We start from the raw sequence: 15,910 nt of genomic DNA on the forward strand, positions 1-15,910 counted from the left end.
TCATCCGACGGATGACATCCCCGCTTGGCTCCCGTAAGAGGGGGTCGAAGAACCAAAGCTATGGAATCGGAGCCACCTGCCAATGCGCGATATGCCCCCCAGCCACCCGTTCGATGACGACAAGCTAAAAGAAGAATGCGGAATTTTTGGCGTCGTCGGCGTTGCCGATGCGGCTAATTTCGTTGCACTCGGCTTGCACGCTCTACAACACCGCGGTCAAGAAGCCGGTGGCATTGTTGTCCACGATCACGAACACGGATTTAACTCCGCCCGTCGATTTGGCTATGTTCGCGACAATTTCACCTCTCATTCTGTGATGCAAACCCTGCCCGGGCCCATCGGAATTGGCCATGTGCGCTACTCCACTTCGGGCTCCAAGGGGGCCACGGCCATCCGCGACGTACAGCCCTTCTTTGGCGAGTTTTCCATGGGCGGAGCGGCGATTGCGCATAACGGTAATATCACCAATGCCGATGCCCTGCGCCGCGACTTGATTGAACGCGGCTCGATTTTCCAGAGTTCGTCTGATTCCGAATGTATCATCCATTTGATGGCACGCTCGATGCAGCGCAACATTCCCGAACGTATGAAAGACGCGCTCCGATCAGTCGAGGGCGCGTTTTCCGTTGTGGCCATGACTCGTACCAAATTGATTGGCGTGCGCGACCCACTCGGCGTGCGTCCGCTGGTTCTGGGCAAGCTGGGTGACGGTTGGGCGTTGAGTTCCGAAACCTGTGCGCTCGACATTGTTGGTGCCGATTTCATTCGCGAAATTGAACCCGGCGAGATGGTTGTCATCACCGAGGACGGTGTTGAAAGCTATCACCCGTTTGAGAAAAAACCCTCACGGTTCTGTATTTTCGAACATGTTTACTTTAGCCGTCCCGATTCCATTCTGGGCGGCCGTTCGGTCTATGAAACGCGCCACCAGATTGGTGTAGAACTGGCCCGTGAAGCGCCTGTTGATGCAGATCTTGTGTGCCCTGTGCCCGATTCAGGCACCCCTGCGGCGATTGGATACTCAAAAGAAAGCGGTATTCCCTATGCTATGGGCATCATCCGTAACCAATACATGGGGCGCACGTTTATTGAGCCGAGCGAGCAAATCCGCAACATGGGTGTGCGCCTCAAACTCAACGTCAACCGCGCGCTCATTAAGGGCAAACGAGTGATTTTGGTGGATGACTCGGTTGTTCGGGGCACCACCAGCCGCAAAATCAAGCAGATGATTTTGGATGCTGGAGCTGCGGAGGTTCACTTCCGTATCGCCTCACCGCCCACAATGTGGCCTTGTTTTTATGGGGTAGACACCCCTGAGCGCGACAAGCTTCTGGCCGCGAATATGAACGAAGAAGAGATGCGCGTGCACCTTGGCGTTGACAGCCTCAAGTTTGTCACACTCGATGGACTTTATCGTGCAGCGGGCGTTCCCGAGGGCCGTGATGCCAAAGCCCCCAAATATTGCGACGCCTGTTTCTCGGGCGAATATCCCGTGCGCCCGACCGATATGATGGCCAAAGGATTTACCCTAAAAACTGCTGCTGAATAATGAATGCCCTCCTGAAATTCCGCCCGCACCACTTTTTGTGCGCGCTGGGATTTCAGGGCAAAGGCTATTCTGAGAGCTTTACCGAAAACATGCACGCAATTGTTGTTGAACAATTGCGTGCAGAGGGCGGCGATGAGCGGCAGATTCAGACCGTAGGGATGACCGATGATATCTGCGGCCCCTGCCCCAAACGCCGCGGTCGACTGTGCAGCAATCAACCCAAGATCAAGACGTTGGATCGCAGCCACGCTGCCGCGCTTCAATTGTCGGCCAATGAGGTTTTGACGTGGGGCGAAGCCAAGGCACGGATTAAAAAACACGTCCCCGTGGGTAGCTTGAAGCAGGTGTGCGCCGGCTGTCAGTGGCTTGAATACGGTATGTGCGAGGCCGCCCTCGCGGCGCTTCACGAGACCCCATAAGCTCCAGAAGAAAAAGGAAATGCTCCCGCCAAGATCACCCCCCCTGCGGGGGTTACTCCTGTTGGGCGTAGCCTCGCGATGCTCGGCAGGCACGATGAGAGTGCAACGAAAAACGCCGCTCTCGGGGACCGAGGCGGCGCTTCAAGGTATTAATTTTGGAGTGTTTATTTCGCTTTACGTGCGTCTAAAACTTTCCATGCGCCCGTCACGACAAGAGCCGCGATAACCGCTTTCGATGCGTCACCAATAAGGAAGGGCGACATGTACCATTTCCAGATGGAAGCGAAGCTATCCGCACCCCATTTAGCAGCGTCAAGGCCCGCAACTTCGCCAATCCACATCGCCCAAGCAACGCCTGGAATGTAGATGAACGCGGAAAGAACGATTGCGGTAAGAGCTGTGCCAACAAAACCTCTAGCAATGCCCTTCTCGACGGCGAGGCCCGCAAGGAATGCCATGGCAACGAAGCCTGCGAGGAAGCCAGCGGTTGGTCCAACAAATGCGAGGGTTGAAGCGCCGTGCGCGAAGACGGGCAGACCAGAAGCGCCTTCAGCGAGGTAGGCAAGCAACGTTACAGCGCCCAGACGGGAGCCGAAAGTCAAACCAACGATCATAATCGCAAGGGTTTGCATTGTCATCGGAACGGGGAACATTGGAACGGACACTTGGGCCGCCAATGCGATGAATGCAGAACCGAGCAGGACCATCATCCCTTTGGTTGCGAGGGAATTGGAACCGATCAGGGCTTTGGTTAATGTCATGTTGGGGTCTCCTTGGATACATGCTCTCAAGTACGCTTTTTGGGCAATATGCCGCAAAAGTCAAGGAACCCCTTGCATGAAAGAGACGCAAGTGAGAAATGAAAGCATGACCGATATATCGCAAAACCCTGTCCCAGACACTCCCGTAAAAATCGCTCTTGTAACCGGAGCGTCCCGTGGCATTGGCGCTGCGCTGGCTTTGGCGCTCGCTAAAACGCACCATGTTGTGGCCGTGGCTCGCACAACGGGCGCTTTGGAGGAGTTGGATGATCGCATTCAAGCCCAAGGCGGAGCGGCAACATTGGCCCCCCTTGACGTAACCAACGAAGGGGCAATGCAACATCTTTGCCTCTCGATTTTCGAGCGCTGGGGCCACATTGATACATGGGTCCACACAGCCATTCATGGCGCGCCTCTGGCCCCTGCCGGCCATGTGGACACCAAAGATTTCGATAAATCCATCGCCTGCAACCTGACAGCGACACAGCGTTTGATTACCTATGTCGCGCCACTTCTTTCGATTGCGCCCGATGGCAAAGCAGTTTTCCTTGACGATGATGCCGCTGGCAAAAGCTTTTTCGGTAGCTACGGCGCAAGCAAAGCCGCGCAAATGGCCCTTGTGCGCAGCTGGCAAGCCGAAACCGTCAAAACCGGCCCCAAAGTCATCATTCACCAACCTGCACCCATGCCTTCGAGCTTACGCGCACGCTTTTTCCCTGGTGAAGATCGCACAAAACTGATGGATGCGGAAGGGCAAGCCGCCCGTGTTATGGACCTCTTAAAATAGCCAAACAGCATCGAACCCTAAAATCTTCGTTATTTTGCGATCATAATCGCCCAAAGCGAGTCAAAAATGCACGTATTTTTTGCAAAAAGTTAGAAAAACATAACGCATCTTAGTGCATTCTTTACCTGTGTGCCTGCCTGCACTAGGACTATAAACAAGAAGACTGGAACCTTTGAATGCGCATTTTAATCACGAATGACGATGGTATTAACGCCCCGGGGTTGCGGGTATTGCATGGTATCGCAACCGAGCTTGCAGGCCCAAAGGGTGAGGTTTGGTCCGTCGCCCCCGCCTTCGAGCAATCCGGCGTCGCCCACTCGATTTCCTACACCAATCCTATGGCCATGGCGAAACTGGGCGAACGCAATTACACAACCGAAGGCAGCCCCGCCGACTGTGTCCTCGCCGCGCTCTACGATGTCATGCCCAACAATTGGCCCGACCTAGTGTTGTCTGGTGTGAATCGTGGCAATAACGCGGCTGAAAACACCCTTTATTCGGGCACAATTGGCGGCGCTATGGAAGCCGCGCTTCAAGGCATCCCTGCTATCGCTTTGTCGCAATATTTTGGCTCTGCGAACGCGACACTCGCGAATCCGTTTGAGGCCGCCGCAAGTCATGGCGCCGACACAATCCGCGCGATCCTCAAGGCCGCGCCTAAGGATACCGCCGATTACCGCCTGTTTTACAACGTTAATTTCCCGCCCTTCGCGGCAGCGGACGTCAAAGGCATTCGCACAACGGTTCAGGGATTTCGCAAAGGTACGAGCTTCTCTGCAGAACCGCATTTGTCGCCTTCTGGCCGCCGATTCCTGTGGATTAAAGGCGGCGATCAGCAAGTCGAGACGGGCGAAGGCACCGATGCATCGGCCAATCTCGCGGGCTATACTTCGGTTACCCCCATGCGCGCCGATTTGACCGCCCATAACGTCCTGCAAGACCTTAAAGACGCTATCGACACATGAGTTTAGCCGAGCGCAAAATGCAGTTTCTTTATGCACTGCGCTCAAAAGGCGTCACGGATAAACGCGTCCTGACGGCCATGGAAACCATTGATCGCGGTCCCTTTGTGCGCGGGGTTTTCGCGAATCGCGCCTATGAGGATATGCCCCTCCCCATCGCCTGTGGCCAAACGATCAGCCAACCCTCGATCGTGGGCCTGATGACGCAGGCCTTAAACGTCCAGCCGCGTAACAAAGTTCTCGAAATTGGCACGGGTTCTGGCTATCAGGCCGCTATTCTCAGTCAATTGGCGAGGCGGGTGTACACCGTCGATAGGCACCGTCGCTTGGTGCGAGAGGCCGAAGATATCTTTGCGCAAATGGGCATCGGAAACATTATAACGTTCACCGCCGACGGCAGTCGCGGCCTCGAAGACCACGCCCCGTTTGATCGGATACTTCTCACGGCCGCCGCCGAGGACGCTCCCGGGCCCCTGCTGGCACAATTGCGCGTCGGTGGAATTATGGTCCTTCCCGTTGGGCAATCCGACACCGTACAAACATTGATCAAAGTCACACGATCTGAAACGGGTTTTGACTACGAGGAATTACGCGGCGTACGTTTTGTTCCACTGCTCGAAGGGTTGGGCGACGAAGAATAGGCCTGCAAACCCGTTTAAATTCGTGTATAAGAGATTAAATAAGCCCGCCAAACGGGCAAAGGCAGTTGAGGACGAACCATGCAGAAATTACCCACCCACCCCTATTCGGTGCCTTTTTTTCACAACGCGCGCACCGCGTCTCGCACTCTACTCGTAACGAGCGCCCTATTTGCGGTGACCGCTTGTAGCGACGGCTTTGACACTGATTTGCGTGGCAATTTCGGTAATTCCTTCACGACCACCTCCCAATCCACCCGTCCAACGGAGCCTGCACCAAAACCGGATGCACGCGGCGTTGTCTCCTACCCGAGCTATCAAGTGGTTTTGGCGCGCAAGGGCGAAACGGTTGCCGATATTGCCAGACGTTTGGGTTTGAATGAAAATGAACTGGCGAAATACAATGGCGTAAGTCCGAGCACTCAAATGCGCTCAGGCGAACTTCTGGCGCTCCCACAACGGGTTGCTGAACCCGCCACCTCGTCAACAATCACTTCAGGCGCGATAGATATTACCACTTTGGCCGGTGACGCCATCGACCGCGCAGGAACGCCCATAAAACCGGCCTCCACACCCGCTCAACCCGCCTCCGCCAAGGTAGCAGAACCCGTCCGCCACAAAGTCGAACGTGGGGAAACGGCCTATTCCGTGGCGCGCCTGTATAATGTTTCTGTGCGCTCGCTGACGGAATGGAACGGCCTCGGCAGCGACCTAGCCGTCCGCGAAGGTCAATATTTGCTCATTCCGCTACCGGACGCCGAAGCAGAAGAGATCGTTACGGTTTCAGCCGTCGAAACCCAACCCGGTCAAGGCTCAGTAACGCCCTTACCACCGAGTGCCGCCGTAGCGCTTCCCGCCGAAACGCCCCTAGCGGCCGCGGCAGTCGTGCCCACGCCTGCCTCACCTGATATGGGCGCGCAGCAAACCGCAGCGTCCGAAAAGGCGACGAGATTGCAAATGCCGGTAAGCGGGAAAATCATCCGCGAATACCAAAAAGGTAAAAACGACGGAATCGATATTTCCGCCGCCGTCGGCACGCCGATTAAAGCGGCGGAGGCAGGAAAAGTAGCTGCCGTGACTGTGGATACCGAAGGTGTAACCATCGTTGTTATTCGCCACGCGGATGGGCTTTTGACGGTTTATGCAAATGTTGACGGGGTAACCGTCCAAAAAGGCGAGACCGTAACGCGCGGCCAAAACATTGCTAAAATGCGGGCTGGTAACCCTGCATTCCTGCATTTTGAGGTACGCCAAGGATTCGACAGCGTCGATCCTACGCCTTTTGTAAGCTAGGGTCAGAGGGCTAGAAACAAAAAACGCGGCGTCCTTTCGGAGCCGCGTTTTTTTTGTGCTATTTTTCGGTATCTAGAGCGAAATTCCGCGACGCCCAGCAAGGTCAGTGAAGTACTGCCAAGCAACCCGCCCCGAACGGCTTCCGCGCGTGGCTTGCCATTCAATGGCCTCGGCCCAGAGGGTTTCTTCGTCAATTTCAATCCCGTGCGCGCGGCAATATCCACGGATCATCTCAAGGTATTCGTCTTGCGAGCACGGATGGAACCCGAGCCACAGCCCGAAACGATCCGAAAGCGAGACTTTCTCCTCAACAGCTTCTGAAGGGCTGATGGAGGAGGAGCGCTCGTTTTCGATCATATCGCGCGGCATTAAGTGGCGGCGATTGGAGGTGGCATAGAACACAACATTATCTGGCCGCCCTTCTATTCCCCCGTCCAAAACTGCCTTCAGAGATTTGTAATGTTGATCGTCATGCGAGAACGACAAGTCATCGCAAAACATCAAAAACCGCGCATCAGCATCACGGATCAAGGCCAAGAGATGCCCAATCGAAGGCAGATCTTCGCGTTGAATTTCAACGATCTTCAGGTCGTGCCCTTGGCGCAAAACTTCGGCGTGGATCGCCTTCACAAGGCTGGATTTCCCCATGCCCCGCGCCCCCCAAAGGAGCGCATTATTGGCTGGCAACCCGCGCGCAAATTGCAACGTATTCTCAAGTAAAGTATCGCGCGAGCGATTGATGCCAACCAAAAGATCAAGCTGCACACGGCTGACCTTCTCCACGGGTGAAAACCGATTTGGCTCTGTGTGCCACACAAAAGCATCGGCCTTCGTGAAATCTGGGGCGGCAACCGGCGCTGGCTCCATGCGTTCCAGCGCTTCAGCAATCCGTGTTAGGAGTATTTCACTCATCAGCCGCTTTCCCGTCGTCTTCTGGCGGAGTCTCTTCATCATCGACCCCAAAATTACCGTCGCCGTGAATGTCCTCATCCCAAAGCCCATCGGCCTTCAGCTTGGCTTCGCGCCGCTTTTCGATCCAATACACGAGCCAGATTGAAGCCTCATAAAGGCCAAAGACCACAACAAACAAAATGACCTGTGTGATCACGTCGGGCGGCGTCACGAGGGCAGCGAGCACGAGGATGCCCACAACGGCGTATTTACGCACGCTAGCAAGGCCTTTGCTCGACACAAGGCCCGCTTTGCCCATAAGGGACAGCAGGACCGGAAGTTGGAAGCACAGCCCGAAAGCCACGATCATTTTCAATGTAATATCAAGGGTTTCGTTGACTTTCCCATTAAAATTGATCTTGATTCCAGCGTCGGGATCGACCGGAATAGGGACCCCATCCGTCGGAACCGCCGACCCTAAAATGGACGTCGCATCCGCGAAGCCAAGGAAGAATTTCATCGCCATCGGTGTCACCACATAATGTGCAAATCCGGCGCCAAGCAGGAACATAATCGGCGACGCCAAGAGAAACGGAAGAAACGCGTTCTTCTCGTTTTTATAAAGGCCGGGCGCCACAAAACGCCACAGTTGGGTGCCGATGATTGGAAAGGAAAGCCCAAGCCCAAACACCATGGAAAGCCGTACAAGCGTAAAGAAATACTCCTGTGGCGCCGTGTATTGCATCGCGGGATTTGGATCGCCAAGTTGGCGCATGGTTTCTTCGATTGGCTTGAGCAGGAAATCCAAAAGCTGTGAGCCGAAGGTAAAGCAAAACAGCATCGCCACAATGAAAGCGACAGCAGAACGAATCAAACGCGTGCGCAACTCTGCGAGGTGTTCGATCAGCGGGGCGGAGCTGTCTTCGACGTTTTCGCTCATGTTTTAGGATCTGCTTTCTTGGCGGCCTTTTTAGCGGCTGTTTTCTTGGCGGCAGGAGCTTTGGTTGTCGGTTTTGGTGCCGCGGCTTTTTTCACCGGCGTCGTTTTTGTAACCGTTTTGGGAGTGGCCTTTGGCGCTGCTGGCTTTTTGGCCGCCGTTTTTTCCACAGGCACCTTTTTGACAACCGCTTTTTTCGCAGGCGCTTTTTTCGCAGGCGCTTTTGTGGCGGTCTTCACAGTGGGATCAGCAACATCCGCCTTCGCAGCTTCCGCCGCTTCCTTAGCGTGGCGCTCGGTTGCTTTGTTCGCCATAGCTTTGTGAATTTTCTCGGCCTTCTCAGCACGCTCTGGGGTGAATTCTGCGGTTTTCACACCCGGCTTGGCTGCGGCCGAGCTATTAGACTTTGGATTCCAGTCTTCAAACTTTTTGGCCGCGTCTTCAAGCGCGTCCAAGCCAAGGTTTTTCTTGGACGTCACGTTTTTGAGGTCTTTTGCAACATCGGCCACACCGGCCTCATCCGCAGCATCGTTCATCGCGCGTTGGAATTCCTTCGCCATACCGCGCGCTTTGCCCGTGAACCGCCCTACAGTGCGGAACATTCCGGGCAAGTCCTTGGGGCCCACGACGATCAACGCCACAACGCCCACAACCAACAGTTCGGTCATACCAATATCAAACATCTGAAACGACCCTAACCGCGTTTGCTCTGACTAATTCAGGCTTCGTCTTTTTTTGTCTCAGTTTCAGGTGTGATATCACGTGGCTCTTCGACTGAGTCCGCAAGTTCTTTCTGGCCTTCGCTGATGCCTTTTTTGAAGCTGGTAATGCCTTTGCCAACTTCGCCCATCAAAGACGAAATTTTACCACGGCCAAAGAGAACCAACACAACAACGGCGATAAGAACGAGACCCATTGGGCCAATATTATTTAGCATTTTGTACTCCTTTGGTGCGCCAACCGGCTCACCTTCCTTGTTTCCCTACTGTATGTATTGGTTAAACGCGCGGTTTCAAATACCCAAATGCACGCAGAGGCCATGTTTTTGTGATTATTCGGTGGGCGCGTTGTCGCAGAATACACCAATTTGCGTCCAAATAGAAGCTATTGGCGATTTCGAGGGGACTTCAAGGCGCATCACTTTTAAGCGTTGAACACGAAACAACGGTCCCGACGGATCATCAACCACAGGGGAGTGCCCTCTTTTGGCAAGAAAACGGACGGTACAGTCGCGCTCAAAATGGAATCATCATAGTCCATTTTGAATTCCACAAGACTCTCTCGCCCCATAAACCTCGCGCGGGTCACGATACCGCGCGCAGGTGAGCCATCAACGGTCGTAGGGTTTGGACCACGGCCCGCGCGATCAAAATCGATGCGCAGGTGTTGTGGCCGAATTGCGATATTTAACACGGTCCCATTGGGCTTTCCGGGAGCGAGGAATTGACCGAAGGGTGTGTCGCACAAGGCGCCTTGAACTTCGCCACGGATCACATTGATATCACTAAAGAACTTCGCCGCTTCAAGATCAAAGGGGCTGTTATAAAGGTTATAGGGCGCACCCTGTTGTACAATCCGGCCATCGCGCATCAGGGCGATTTCGTCGGCCATACGCATGGCCTCGTCGGGTTCATGCGTGACCAGCAAAACGGCGGTGCCTTCATCCTTGAGGACCGCGAGTGTTTCGTCGCGAATGTCGTCGCGCAATCGGTTATCAAGGCCTGAAAACGGCTCATCCATCAGCATAATCGACGGGCGTGGTGCAAGGGCACGTGCAAGGGCAATCCGCTGTTGCTCGCCGCCCGAAAGCTCATGGGGATAACTTTGAGCAAAGTGCCCTAACCCCACCCGCGTCAAAAGTTCCTCAACCCGCGCCATGTTTTCGTCGCGGGTTCCCGTTAGGCCAAAGGCTACGTTTTTGGCGACGGTTAAATGCGGAAACAGCGCGAAATCCTGAAACATCAGGCCAATAGAACGCCCTTCTGGCGGCACACGATAAATCGTATCACACACGAGGTTGCCATCGACGTAAATCTCGCCTCGGTCCTGCATTTCGACGCCAGCAATAATCCGAAGGGTGGTTGATTTTCCGCATCCTGATGGACCAAGCAGGCAAGTCACCTGCCCCGGCATCACCCTGAGCGACACATCATCAACCACATTACGACCGCTAAACGCCCGCGAAATCCGGCGAATTTCAAGGCGTGGTGTTTCCATTTCGATTTTGGAGGGCGATAGTTGCGTCACTGAGCGGCCTTAACCTGAGGGAAACGGTCGAGAAGACCAATTCTATGTCAGATAACAGTGTGGCTAAGGCTGGGCAACCCTTTGACCACGTTCAATCCCAAGGAAGGTTGCGACAAATCCTACCGCAAGAACGACAATGCAAATCAACAAGAGCTGTTCGTACTTATGCCCTTCGGGGAGGATCATCGCCACAGTTTCGTTGGCACGCAGAAAATACAACGCCGCCCCAATAAGCGCCGCGACATAGCTGACCAAAAAGGACCACAGGGCGATGGGCCGTCCGAAAATCAAACCAACAAGAAGGATTGGCGTTAAAAACATCGACGCGGTTCCCGAGACGGCAACGGCATCGAACAGGCTGCTGTTTCCCCAAAGCGTAAGAGCCGCCCCCAGCACCATAAAGACGACCATCGCCAAGCGCCCCCCCGCTAAACTGCGCGGCAGGATTTTCAACTCCTCAACCGTGAGACGCGCCGCAGAAGCCAGTGCACTATCAAGGGTCGACAGCGCGGAAATCAGCAGAGACAACATTAGCGCAATAAAAATACCTTGCGGAAAAATTGCTGCCCACGTGCCCAGCAACTCGCCTTGATACTCGGCGCCCATCAACCCCGCTTGAATACCAAACATCCCAAACCCAATAATAAAGAGGCTCGAAATCCAAAAGGCGTGCAGAAAGGAAGCTTTGGTTATGCGCTCATCGGCCAAGAATCCGCGATCCATCATTACAGGGTCATGAATCGGGTAGGAGAACACCTGAAGGGCGGCGACCGCCATAAGGATCCAACCGTTATAGCTGCCCGACGTGCCAGTGCTTGTAACGATTTTGGCGAGAGAAAAGTCGGGTTGGAACACGAGAGCGATGAAGGCCACGGTAAAAACCACAATAAAAACAATCATTTGCAACACATCTGTGCGCAGAGCCGCCGAAAGGCCACCCCATGCCGAATAGGCTAACCCAAGAATAGAAACGAGGAGGATCGCCGCTCTCGGCGCATTGACGACATCGGGCATCAAGGCACCGATAACAAGCCCGATAACCAGCAGGTTGGCGAAAACTTCGGACAAAAGTCGCAGCGCAATAACCACGTTATAGCATTTGGTTCCCGTGCCGCCAAAATGCGCCGCCAGCCAGTCCTGAACCGACCCCGCCCCTGCGCCGCGCAAATGCCCGACCACATATCCGCCAGTGAGAAACGACAAGTAATACGCAGCATAGGCCATTGTGCCGGCCATCCCGTAAAAATACCCCAAAATGGCTGAATTCATCAGGGAGCGTGCAAAAATCCACGTGGTGACCTGAGAGAGAACAAGCGTCCAAAGACCGGGCGATGCGCCACCGATCTGCCCTTGAAAAAATCCCTCAACAGTCGCGCGTTTGGGCGCCACAAGAAGGCTCGCCAAAGCGACAAGGCCAAATCCGCCAATAATCCAGTAAGCTTGCATGTATGTCCCCAATCTCGTGAACCCCCATGTGGGGAAACTTTGTTCCCACCAGAAAATCACTATTTTGGACGGGGGCACGACCCCAAAAAGGGCTATTTGACGCAAACGTGACCTTCGTCTTGGCCCGTTTGCGCCATTTGTTTTACATTGTCGCGTTCATAGAGCCACCATCCAAAAGGATGTTTTGGCCGATCATATAGCCCGCATATTGGCTGCACATAAACGCACAAGTTGCGCCAAATTCACCCGCCGTTCCGTAGCGGCGCGCTGGAATACCCGCTGAGCGCGTTTCAATCGCTTGCTCCATCGAAATGCCCTGCGCCTTTGCGACACCCGAGTCCAACGAAACCGCGCGATCGGTTGCGTGAATACCCGGAAGCAGGTTGTTAATCACCACGCCCGAAGGGGCCACTTGGCGCGATGTCCCCGCAACATAGCCGGTCAAACCTGCCCGTGCCGCATTGGACAATCCAAGCGCTGCAATCGGGGATTTCACCGACTGGCTCGTGATGTTGACAACCCGCCCCCATCCCTGATCGATCATCGCTGGCAAGAGAGCTTTCATCAAAGCAATAGGCGTCAACATATTGGCATCCAACGCTTTTACGAAATCTTCACGATCCCAGTCGGACCAAACCCCGGGAGGGGGGCCACCCGCATTCGTCACCAAAATATCGACGTGCCCCGCCGCGGCAAGGACCTTTGCGCGCCCCTCTTCGCTGGTAATATCCGCAGCAACTGCTATGACTTTAACCCCATAGGTGTCGCGAATTTTCTGCGCGGTTTCTTCCAGTGGGCCGACGGTGCGCGCGTTGAGCACAAGGTCAACACCTTCCGCCGCCAAAGCCTCGGCACAACCCTTGCCCAAACCCTTGGAGGACGCACAAACCAATGCCCGTTTTCCTGCAATTCCCATGTCCATATCGTCACTCCCTTTGTTGCTTTTCTAATTCCTATCAGGTTCCACAAAAGATGGAAGCCAACGTCAGCCCCAGAAAATAGGCACCAACCACGCATTGAAAGGAAAAAAACGAGCCTTTTCACACCCTTTGCCTTAATGTTGCCCCTTCTATTGAACACTTATTAACTAGAACCAATTTAACTAGGAGCACCGCCCAAGAGGCGTGCCCCAAATCTGGACGACACGACCATGACGATTACGGCTCCGAAAAATTTCACGGCACAGAGCGTTACTGCAACGCATATTCGGGATTTACCCGTCTATTTGGCGTCGGATTTTAAGGTTTTTCACGGGGCAAATCTTGGCGATGATCTGGCCGATGCGGACGACCTCTGTTTGGATGATATTTATTGCCTTGCCATGGACGCCCGTGAATCAAATATCACCGTCACTGAGTCGCAAAGTGGGCCGTTTATTGTTTCACAAACCAGTCTTGTGGGCACCGCCGGATTTCAACTTCACCTTGATTGCGCGATCACCCTTATGTCACAGGGCGGAGATACCATCGAAGCCCTCGTTTTAGCCGAGGTCGATCCTTCGGAGAACGCGCTGGATGCGGTCTATTTGCTGCCGCTTTCGTCGCTAAAACGGCAAACCGAATACCGGCTAATGCGGGTTGATCCCGATGCTGCACGTACACGTCTCGCCGAAGTCGCCTGTGTCTCGTTCATGCGCGGAACCCACATTACAATGGCCGATGGCCGCCAAAATCCAATCGAAAACCTGCGTATTGGAGACCGTATTTTAACCCGTGACAACGGCCCTCAAGTCATTCGCTGGATCGGCAACCACACCAGTCGCGCCGTAGGAGATTTCGCCCCCATCGTGATCAAGGCCGGCGCGCTTAATAACGAAAACGACCTGCACGTCAGCCCGAATCACCGGCTGTTTATCTACCAACGACGCGACGACCTCAAACTCGGCCGTCCCGAAGTTTTTGTACGGGCCAGCGACTTGGTGAATGGCGAGACCGTGACAGTCCTTGAAGGTGGATTTGTTGAGCATTTCCAAATCCTCTTTGATCACCACCAGATTATTTATGCTGAAGGCATTGCCGCCGAAAGCCTCCCCTTTTCCAAACGCACGACCGCTGTTTTACCGCCCGACCTCGCAGAACGTCTGGAGCGGGAAATCGTCAGTCATCCCCAACAGTTGCATCGCGATATTGAAGTCACACGCGCAAACCTTGCAGAGAACAACGCCGCCGAGCGCCTTCGCCGTTCATCCCTTGGGTCATAAGGTACATTTCACCGACACGCCCATGCGCGTTTCGATTGCACGCCTGTGATCGCCAAGCTATACCGCCGCAATGACAGATATCATCGCCTCCGCTAGCAATTTACCGCCCGAGATCGCTCGGCGCCGTACATTTGCGATCATTTCGCACCCTGACGCTGGGAAAACGACCCTCACCGAGAAGTTTCTTCTGTTTGGCGGTGCTATTCAAATGGCGGGCCAAGTGCGGGCCAAGGGCGAAGCGCGCCGTACGCGCTCCGACTTTATGCAAATGGAAAAAGACCGCGGGATCTCGGTTTCCGCTTCGGCGATGTCCTTTGATTTTGGCCCCTACCGGTTCAACCTTGTCGACACGCCCGGCCACAGTGATTTTTCCGAAGACACCTATCGCACCCTAACGGCCGTTGACGCTGCGGTGATGGTCATCGACGGCGCAAAAGGTATTGAGAGTCAGACCCAAAAACTGTTCGAAGTTTGCCGGATGCGCGACCTGCCGATCCTGACGTTCTGTAACAAAATGGACCGAGAAAGCCGCGAAACATTTGATATCATAGACGAAATCCAAGAGAATCTTGCCATTGATGTGTGTCCCGCAAGTTGGCCCATCGGCTCGGGGCGCGACTTTTTGGGCTGTTATGATCTTCTGCGTGACCGGCTGGAACTTATGGACCGCGCCGACCGCAACAAAGTCGCCGAGAGCATCGAAATTAATGGCCTCGATGACCCACAACTTGCGCAACACGTCCCAGCGGAATTGCTTGAAAAACTCCGCGAAGAAATCGAAATGGCGCGTGCTTTACTGCCCGCTTTCGATCATCAAGCCATGCTCGACGGAACCATGACCCCGATCTGGTTCGGCTCCGCCATCAACAGTTTTGGCGTCAAAGAACTGATGAACGGTATCGCGAAATTTGGCCCCGAACCTCAGCCCCAAGCCGCCAGTCCTCGCGCGGTTCACCCAGAAGAGAAAAAAGTTACCGGATTTGTCTTTAAAGTTCAGGCGAATATGGACCCAAAACACCGCGACCGCGTCGCCTTTGTGCGTCTTGCGTCGGGTCATTTCAAACGCGGCATGAAGCTTACGCATGTGCGCACCAAGAAGCCGATGTCCATTTCGAACCCAGTTCTCTTCCTCGCCTCTGACCGCGAATTAGCCGAGGAAGCTTGGGCGGGCGACATCATTGGCATTCCCAACCACGGTCAACTGCGTATCGGCGACACGCTCACCGAAGGCGAAGTCATACGCGCCACGGGCATCCCGTCATTTGCACCCGAACTTTTGCAAGGCGTGCGCTCGGGCGATCCGATGAAGGGTAAACACCTTGAAAAGGCCCTCATGCAATTTGCCGAAGAAGGTGCTGCCAAAGTGTTTAAACCCGCTTTTGGTTCCGGCTTTATTGTCGGTGTTGTGGGTGCCCTTCAGTTTGAAGTTCTCGCCAGTCGCATAGAACTTGAGTACGGCCTCCCTGTGCGCTTTGAGCCGTCCCAATTCACCAGCGCTCGATGGGCCACGGGCGGAAAAGCCGCAATTGAGAAATTCGAAGCCGCCAACAAACAGCATATCGCACATGACCACGACGGCGACATTGTTTTTCTGACACGTTTACAATGGGATATCGACCGTATTGGGCGCGACTACCCTGACGTTACGTTGACGGCGACCAAGGAAATGATGGTCTAATCTATGGATCTTCTTGCCTGCATTTGTAGGGGCACTGCGCAATAATTTCGCGGTGAAAGAATTTGCATCATGCGTGTATTTCTGCTTGGCTCGACCCAAAGT

Annotated in this window: 16 protein-coding genes; 8 read left to right on the plus strand and 8 right to left on the minus strand. The window is 54.4% G+C overall.

All coding sequences use genetic code 11. The features are described from left to right. The first annotated feature begins 82 nt into the window (after positions 1 to 82). Both purF and AB9F29_RS03280 read left to right on the plus strand, forming a co-directional pair. Complete coding sequence (purF, locus tag AB9F29_RS03275; RefSeq protein ID WP_039000510.1) at positions 83 to 1,549, plus strand: amidophosphoribosyltransferase; 1,467 nt, start codon at positions 83 to 85, stop codon at positions 1,547 to 1,549. Further along, positions 1,549 to 1,968 (plus strand): DUF1284 domain-containing protein, encoded by a 420-nt coding sequence (locus AB9F29_RS03280; RefSeq protein ID WP_369754576.1) that lies wholly within the window; start codon positions 1,549 to 1,551, stop codon positions 1,966 to 1,968. Before purF ends, AB9F29_RS03280 begins: the two co-directional genes overlap by 1 nt. A 164-nt stretch (positions 1,969 to 2,132) precedes the next feature. Here the strand turns inward: AB9F29_RS03280 and AB9F29_RS03285 are convergent, their stop codons facing one another. Beyond that, positions 2,133 to 2,729, minus strand: a complete 597-nt coding sequence (locus AB9F29_RS03285) for a biotin transporter BioY (protein ID WP_369754577.1) — start codon at positions 2,727 to 2,729, stop codon at positions 2,133 to 2,135. Positions 2,730 to 2,835: 106 nt separating this feature from the next. Between AB9F29_RS03285 and AB9F29_RS03290 the strand changes: the two genes are divergently transcribed. The 4 genes from AB9F29_RS03290 (at position 2,836) to AB9F29_RS03305 (ending at position 6,409) form a co-directional block, all read left to right on the plus strand. After that, positions 2,836 to 3,516 (plus strand): SDR family NAD(P)-dependent oxidoreductase, encoded by a 681-nt coding sequence (locus tag AB9F29_RS03290; RefSeq protein ID WP_369754694.1) that lies wholly within the window; start codon positions 2,836 to 2,838, stop codon positions 3,514 to 3,516. Between the two features lie 176 nt (positions 3,517 to 3,692). Continuing rightward, positions 3,693 to 4,481 carry a 5'/3'-nucleotidase SurE gene (gene surE / locus AB9F29_RS03295; RefSeq protein ID WP_039000514.1) on the plus strand — a complete coding sequence of 263 codons (789 nt, stop codon included), beginning with the start codon at positions 3,693 to 3,695 and terminating at the stop codon, positions 4,479 to 4,481. Then, positions 4,478 to 5,119 (plus strand): protein-L-isoaspartate(D-aspartate) O-methyltransferase, encoded by a 642-nt coding sequence (locus tag AB9F29_RS03300; RefSeq protein ID WP_039000516.1) that lies wholly within the window; start codon positions 4,478 to 4,480, stop codon positions 5,117 to 5,119. Before surE ends, AB9F29_RS03300 begins: the two co-directional genes overlap by 4 nt. Before the next feature lie 78 nt (positions 5,120 to 5,197). Next, positions 5,198 to 6,409 (plus strand): peptidoglycan DD-metalloendopeptidase family protein, encoded by a 1,212-nt coding sequence (locus AB9F29_RS03305; RefSeq protein ID WP_369754578.1) that lies wholly within the window; start codon positions 5,198 to 5,200, stop codon positions 6,407 to 6,409. A gap of 72 nt (positions 6,410 to 6,481) precedes the next feature. On the opposite strand, the gene AB9F29_RS03310 is transcribed toward AB9F29_RS03305, so the two are convergent. From AB9F29_RS03310 to AB9F29_RS03340, 7 genes are all read right to left on the minus strand, one after another. Continuing rightward, positions 6,482 to 7,321, minus strand: coding sequence for an ATP-binding protein (locus tag AB9F29_RS03310; RefSeq protein ID WP_039000517.1), 840 nt, complete (start codon positions 7,319 to 7,321; stop codon positions 6,482 to 6,484). After that, entirely contained in the window at positions 7,314 to 8,240 is a 927-nt protein-coding gene (tatC, locus tag AB9F29_RS03315; RefSeq protein ID WP_369754579.1) for a twin-arginine translocase subunit TatC, read from the minus strand. Before tatC ends, AB9F29_RS03310 begins: the two co-directional genes overlap by 8 nt. Beyond that, complete coding sequence (tatB, locus tag AB9F29_RS03320; RefSeq protein ID WP_369754580.1) at positions 8,237 to 8,920, minus strand: Sec-independent protein translocase protein TatB; 684 nt, start codon at positions 8,918 to 8,920, stop codon at positions 8,237 to 8,239. Before tatB ends, tatC begins: the two co-directional genes overlap by 4 nt. Positions 8,921 to 8,955: 35 nt before the next feature. Further along, a complete protein-coding gene (locus tag AB9F29_RS03325) occupies positions 8,956 to 9,174 on the minus strand; it encodes a twin-arginine translocase TatA/TatE family subunit (RefSeq protein ID WP_039000520.1) in 219 nt (72 codons plus the stop codon). Positions 9,175 to 9,380: 206 nt separating this feature from the next. Further along, positions 9,381 to 10,454 carry an ABC transporter ATP-binding protein gene (locus tag AB9F29_RS03330; RefSeq protein ID WP_335586319.1) on the minus strand — a complete coding sequence of 358 codons (1,074 nt, stop codon included), beginning with the start codon at positions 10,452 to 10,454 and terminating at the stop codon, positions 9,381 to 9,383. Positions 10,455 to 10,547: 93 nt separating this feature from the next. Further along, the gene (locus AB9F29_RS03335) at positions 10,548 to 11,930 is read right to left on the minus strand and encodes a sodium:proline symporter (protein ID WP_369754581.1); all 1,383 of its coding nucleotides are present in this window, start codon (positions 11,928 to 11,930) and stop codon (positions 10,548 to 10,550) included. A gap of 142 nt (positions 11,931 to 12,072) precedes the next feature. Next, the gene (locus AB9F29_RS03340; protein WP_369754582.1) at positions 12,073 to 12,852 is read right to left on the minus strand and encodes an SDR family NAD(P)-dependent oxidoreductase; all 780 of its coding nucleotides are present in this window, start codon (positions 12,850 to 12,852) and stop codon (positions 12,073 to 12,075) included. Positions 12,853 to 13,080: 228 nt separating this feature from the next. Between AB9F29_RS03340 and AB9F29_RS03345 the strand changes: the two genes are divergently transcribed. Continuing rightward, positions 13,081 to 14,130, plus strand: coding sequence for a Hint domain-containing protein (locus AB9F29_RS03345; RefSeq protein WP_369754583.1), 1,050 nt, complete (start codon positions 13,081 to 13,083; stop codon positions 14,128 to 14,130). 70 nt (positions 14,131 to 14,200) lie between these two features. Further along, positions 14,201 to 15,808, plus strand: coding sequence for a peptide chain release factor 3 (locus tag AB9F29_RS03350; protein WP_335586311.1), 1,608 nt, complete (start codon positions 14,201 to 14,203; stop codon positions 15,806 to 15,808). The last annotated feature ends 102 nt before the right edge of the window (positions 15,809 to 15,910 follow it).

Origin of the sequence: Falsihalocynthiibacter sp. S25ZX9, from assembly GCF_041205405.1 — a bacterium.
Classification (GTDB): domain Bacteria; phylum Pseudomonadota; class Alphaproteobacteria; order Rhodobacterales; family Rhodobacteraceae; genus Falsihalocynthiibacter; species Falsihalocynthiibacter arcticus.

Coding starts and splice junctions, on each gene's coding strand:
- AB9F29_RS03290 (WP_369754694.1), top strand. CDS start 2,836: ATGACCGATATATCGCAAAACCCTGTCCCAGACACTCCCGTAAAAATC.
- AB9F29_RS03340 (WP_369754582.1), bottom strand. CDS start 12,852: ATGGACATGGGAATTGCAGGAAAACGGGCATTGGTTTGTGCGTCCTCC.
- tatB (WP_369754580.1), bottom strand. CDS start 8,920: ATGTTTGATATTGGTATGACCGAACTGTTGGTTGTGGGCGTTGTGGCG.
- AB9F29_RS03330 (WP_335586319.1), bottom strand. CDS start 10,454: ATGGAAACACCACGCCTTGAAATTCGCCGGATTTCGCGGGCGTTTAGC.
- AB9F29_RS03350 (WP_335586311.1), top strand. CDS start 14,201: ATGACAGATATCATCGCCTCCGCTAGCAATTTACCGCCCGAGATCGCT.
- AB9F29_RS03310 (WP_039000517.1), bottom strand. CDS start 7,321: ATGAGTGAAATACTCCTAACACGGATTGCTGAAGCGCTGGAACGCATG.
- AB9F29_RS03300 (WP_039000516.1), top strand. CDS start 4,478: ATGAGTTTAGCCGAGCGCAAAATGCAGTTTCTTTATGCACTGCGCTCA.
- AB9F29_RS03280 (WP_369754576.1), top strand. CDS start 1,549: ATGAATGCCCTCCTGAAATTCCGCCCGCACCACTTTTTGTGCGCGCTG.
- AB9F29_RS03345 (WP_369754583.1), top strand. CDS start 13,081: ATGACGATTACGGCTCCGAAAAATTTCACGGCACAGAGCGTTACTGCA.
- surE (WP_039000514.1), top strand. CDS start 3,693: ATGCGCATTTTAATCACGAATGACGATGGTATTAACGCCCCGGGGTTG.
- AB9F29_RS03335 (WP_369754581.1), bottom strand. CDS start 11,930: ATGCAAGCTTACTGGATTATTGGCGGATTTGGCCTTGTCGCTTTGGCG.
- AB9F29_RS03305 (WP_369754578.1), top strand. CDS start 5,198: ATGCAGAAATTACCCACCCACCCCTATTCGGTGCCTTTTTTTCACAAC.
- tatC (WP_369754579.1), bottom strand. CDS start 8,240: ATGAGCGAAAACGTCGAAGACAGCTCCGCCCCGCTGATCGAACACCTC.
- AB9F29_RS03325 (WP_039000520.1), bottom strand. CDS start 9,174: ATGCTAAATAATATTGGCCCAATGGGTCTCGTTCTTATCGCCGTTGTT.
- purF (WP_039000510.1), top strand. CDS start 83: ATGCGCGATATGCCCCCCAGCCACCCGTTCGATGACGACAAGCTAAAA.
- AB9F29_RS03285 (WP_369754577.1), bottom strand. CDS start 2,729: ATGACATTAACCAAAGCCCTGATCGGTTCCAATTCCCTCGCAACCAAA.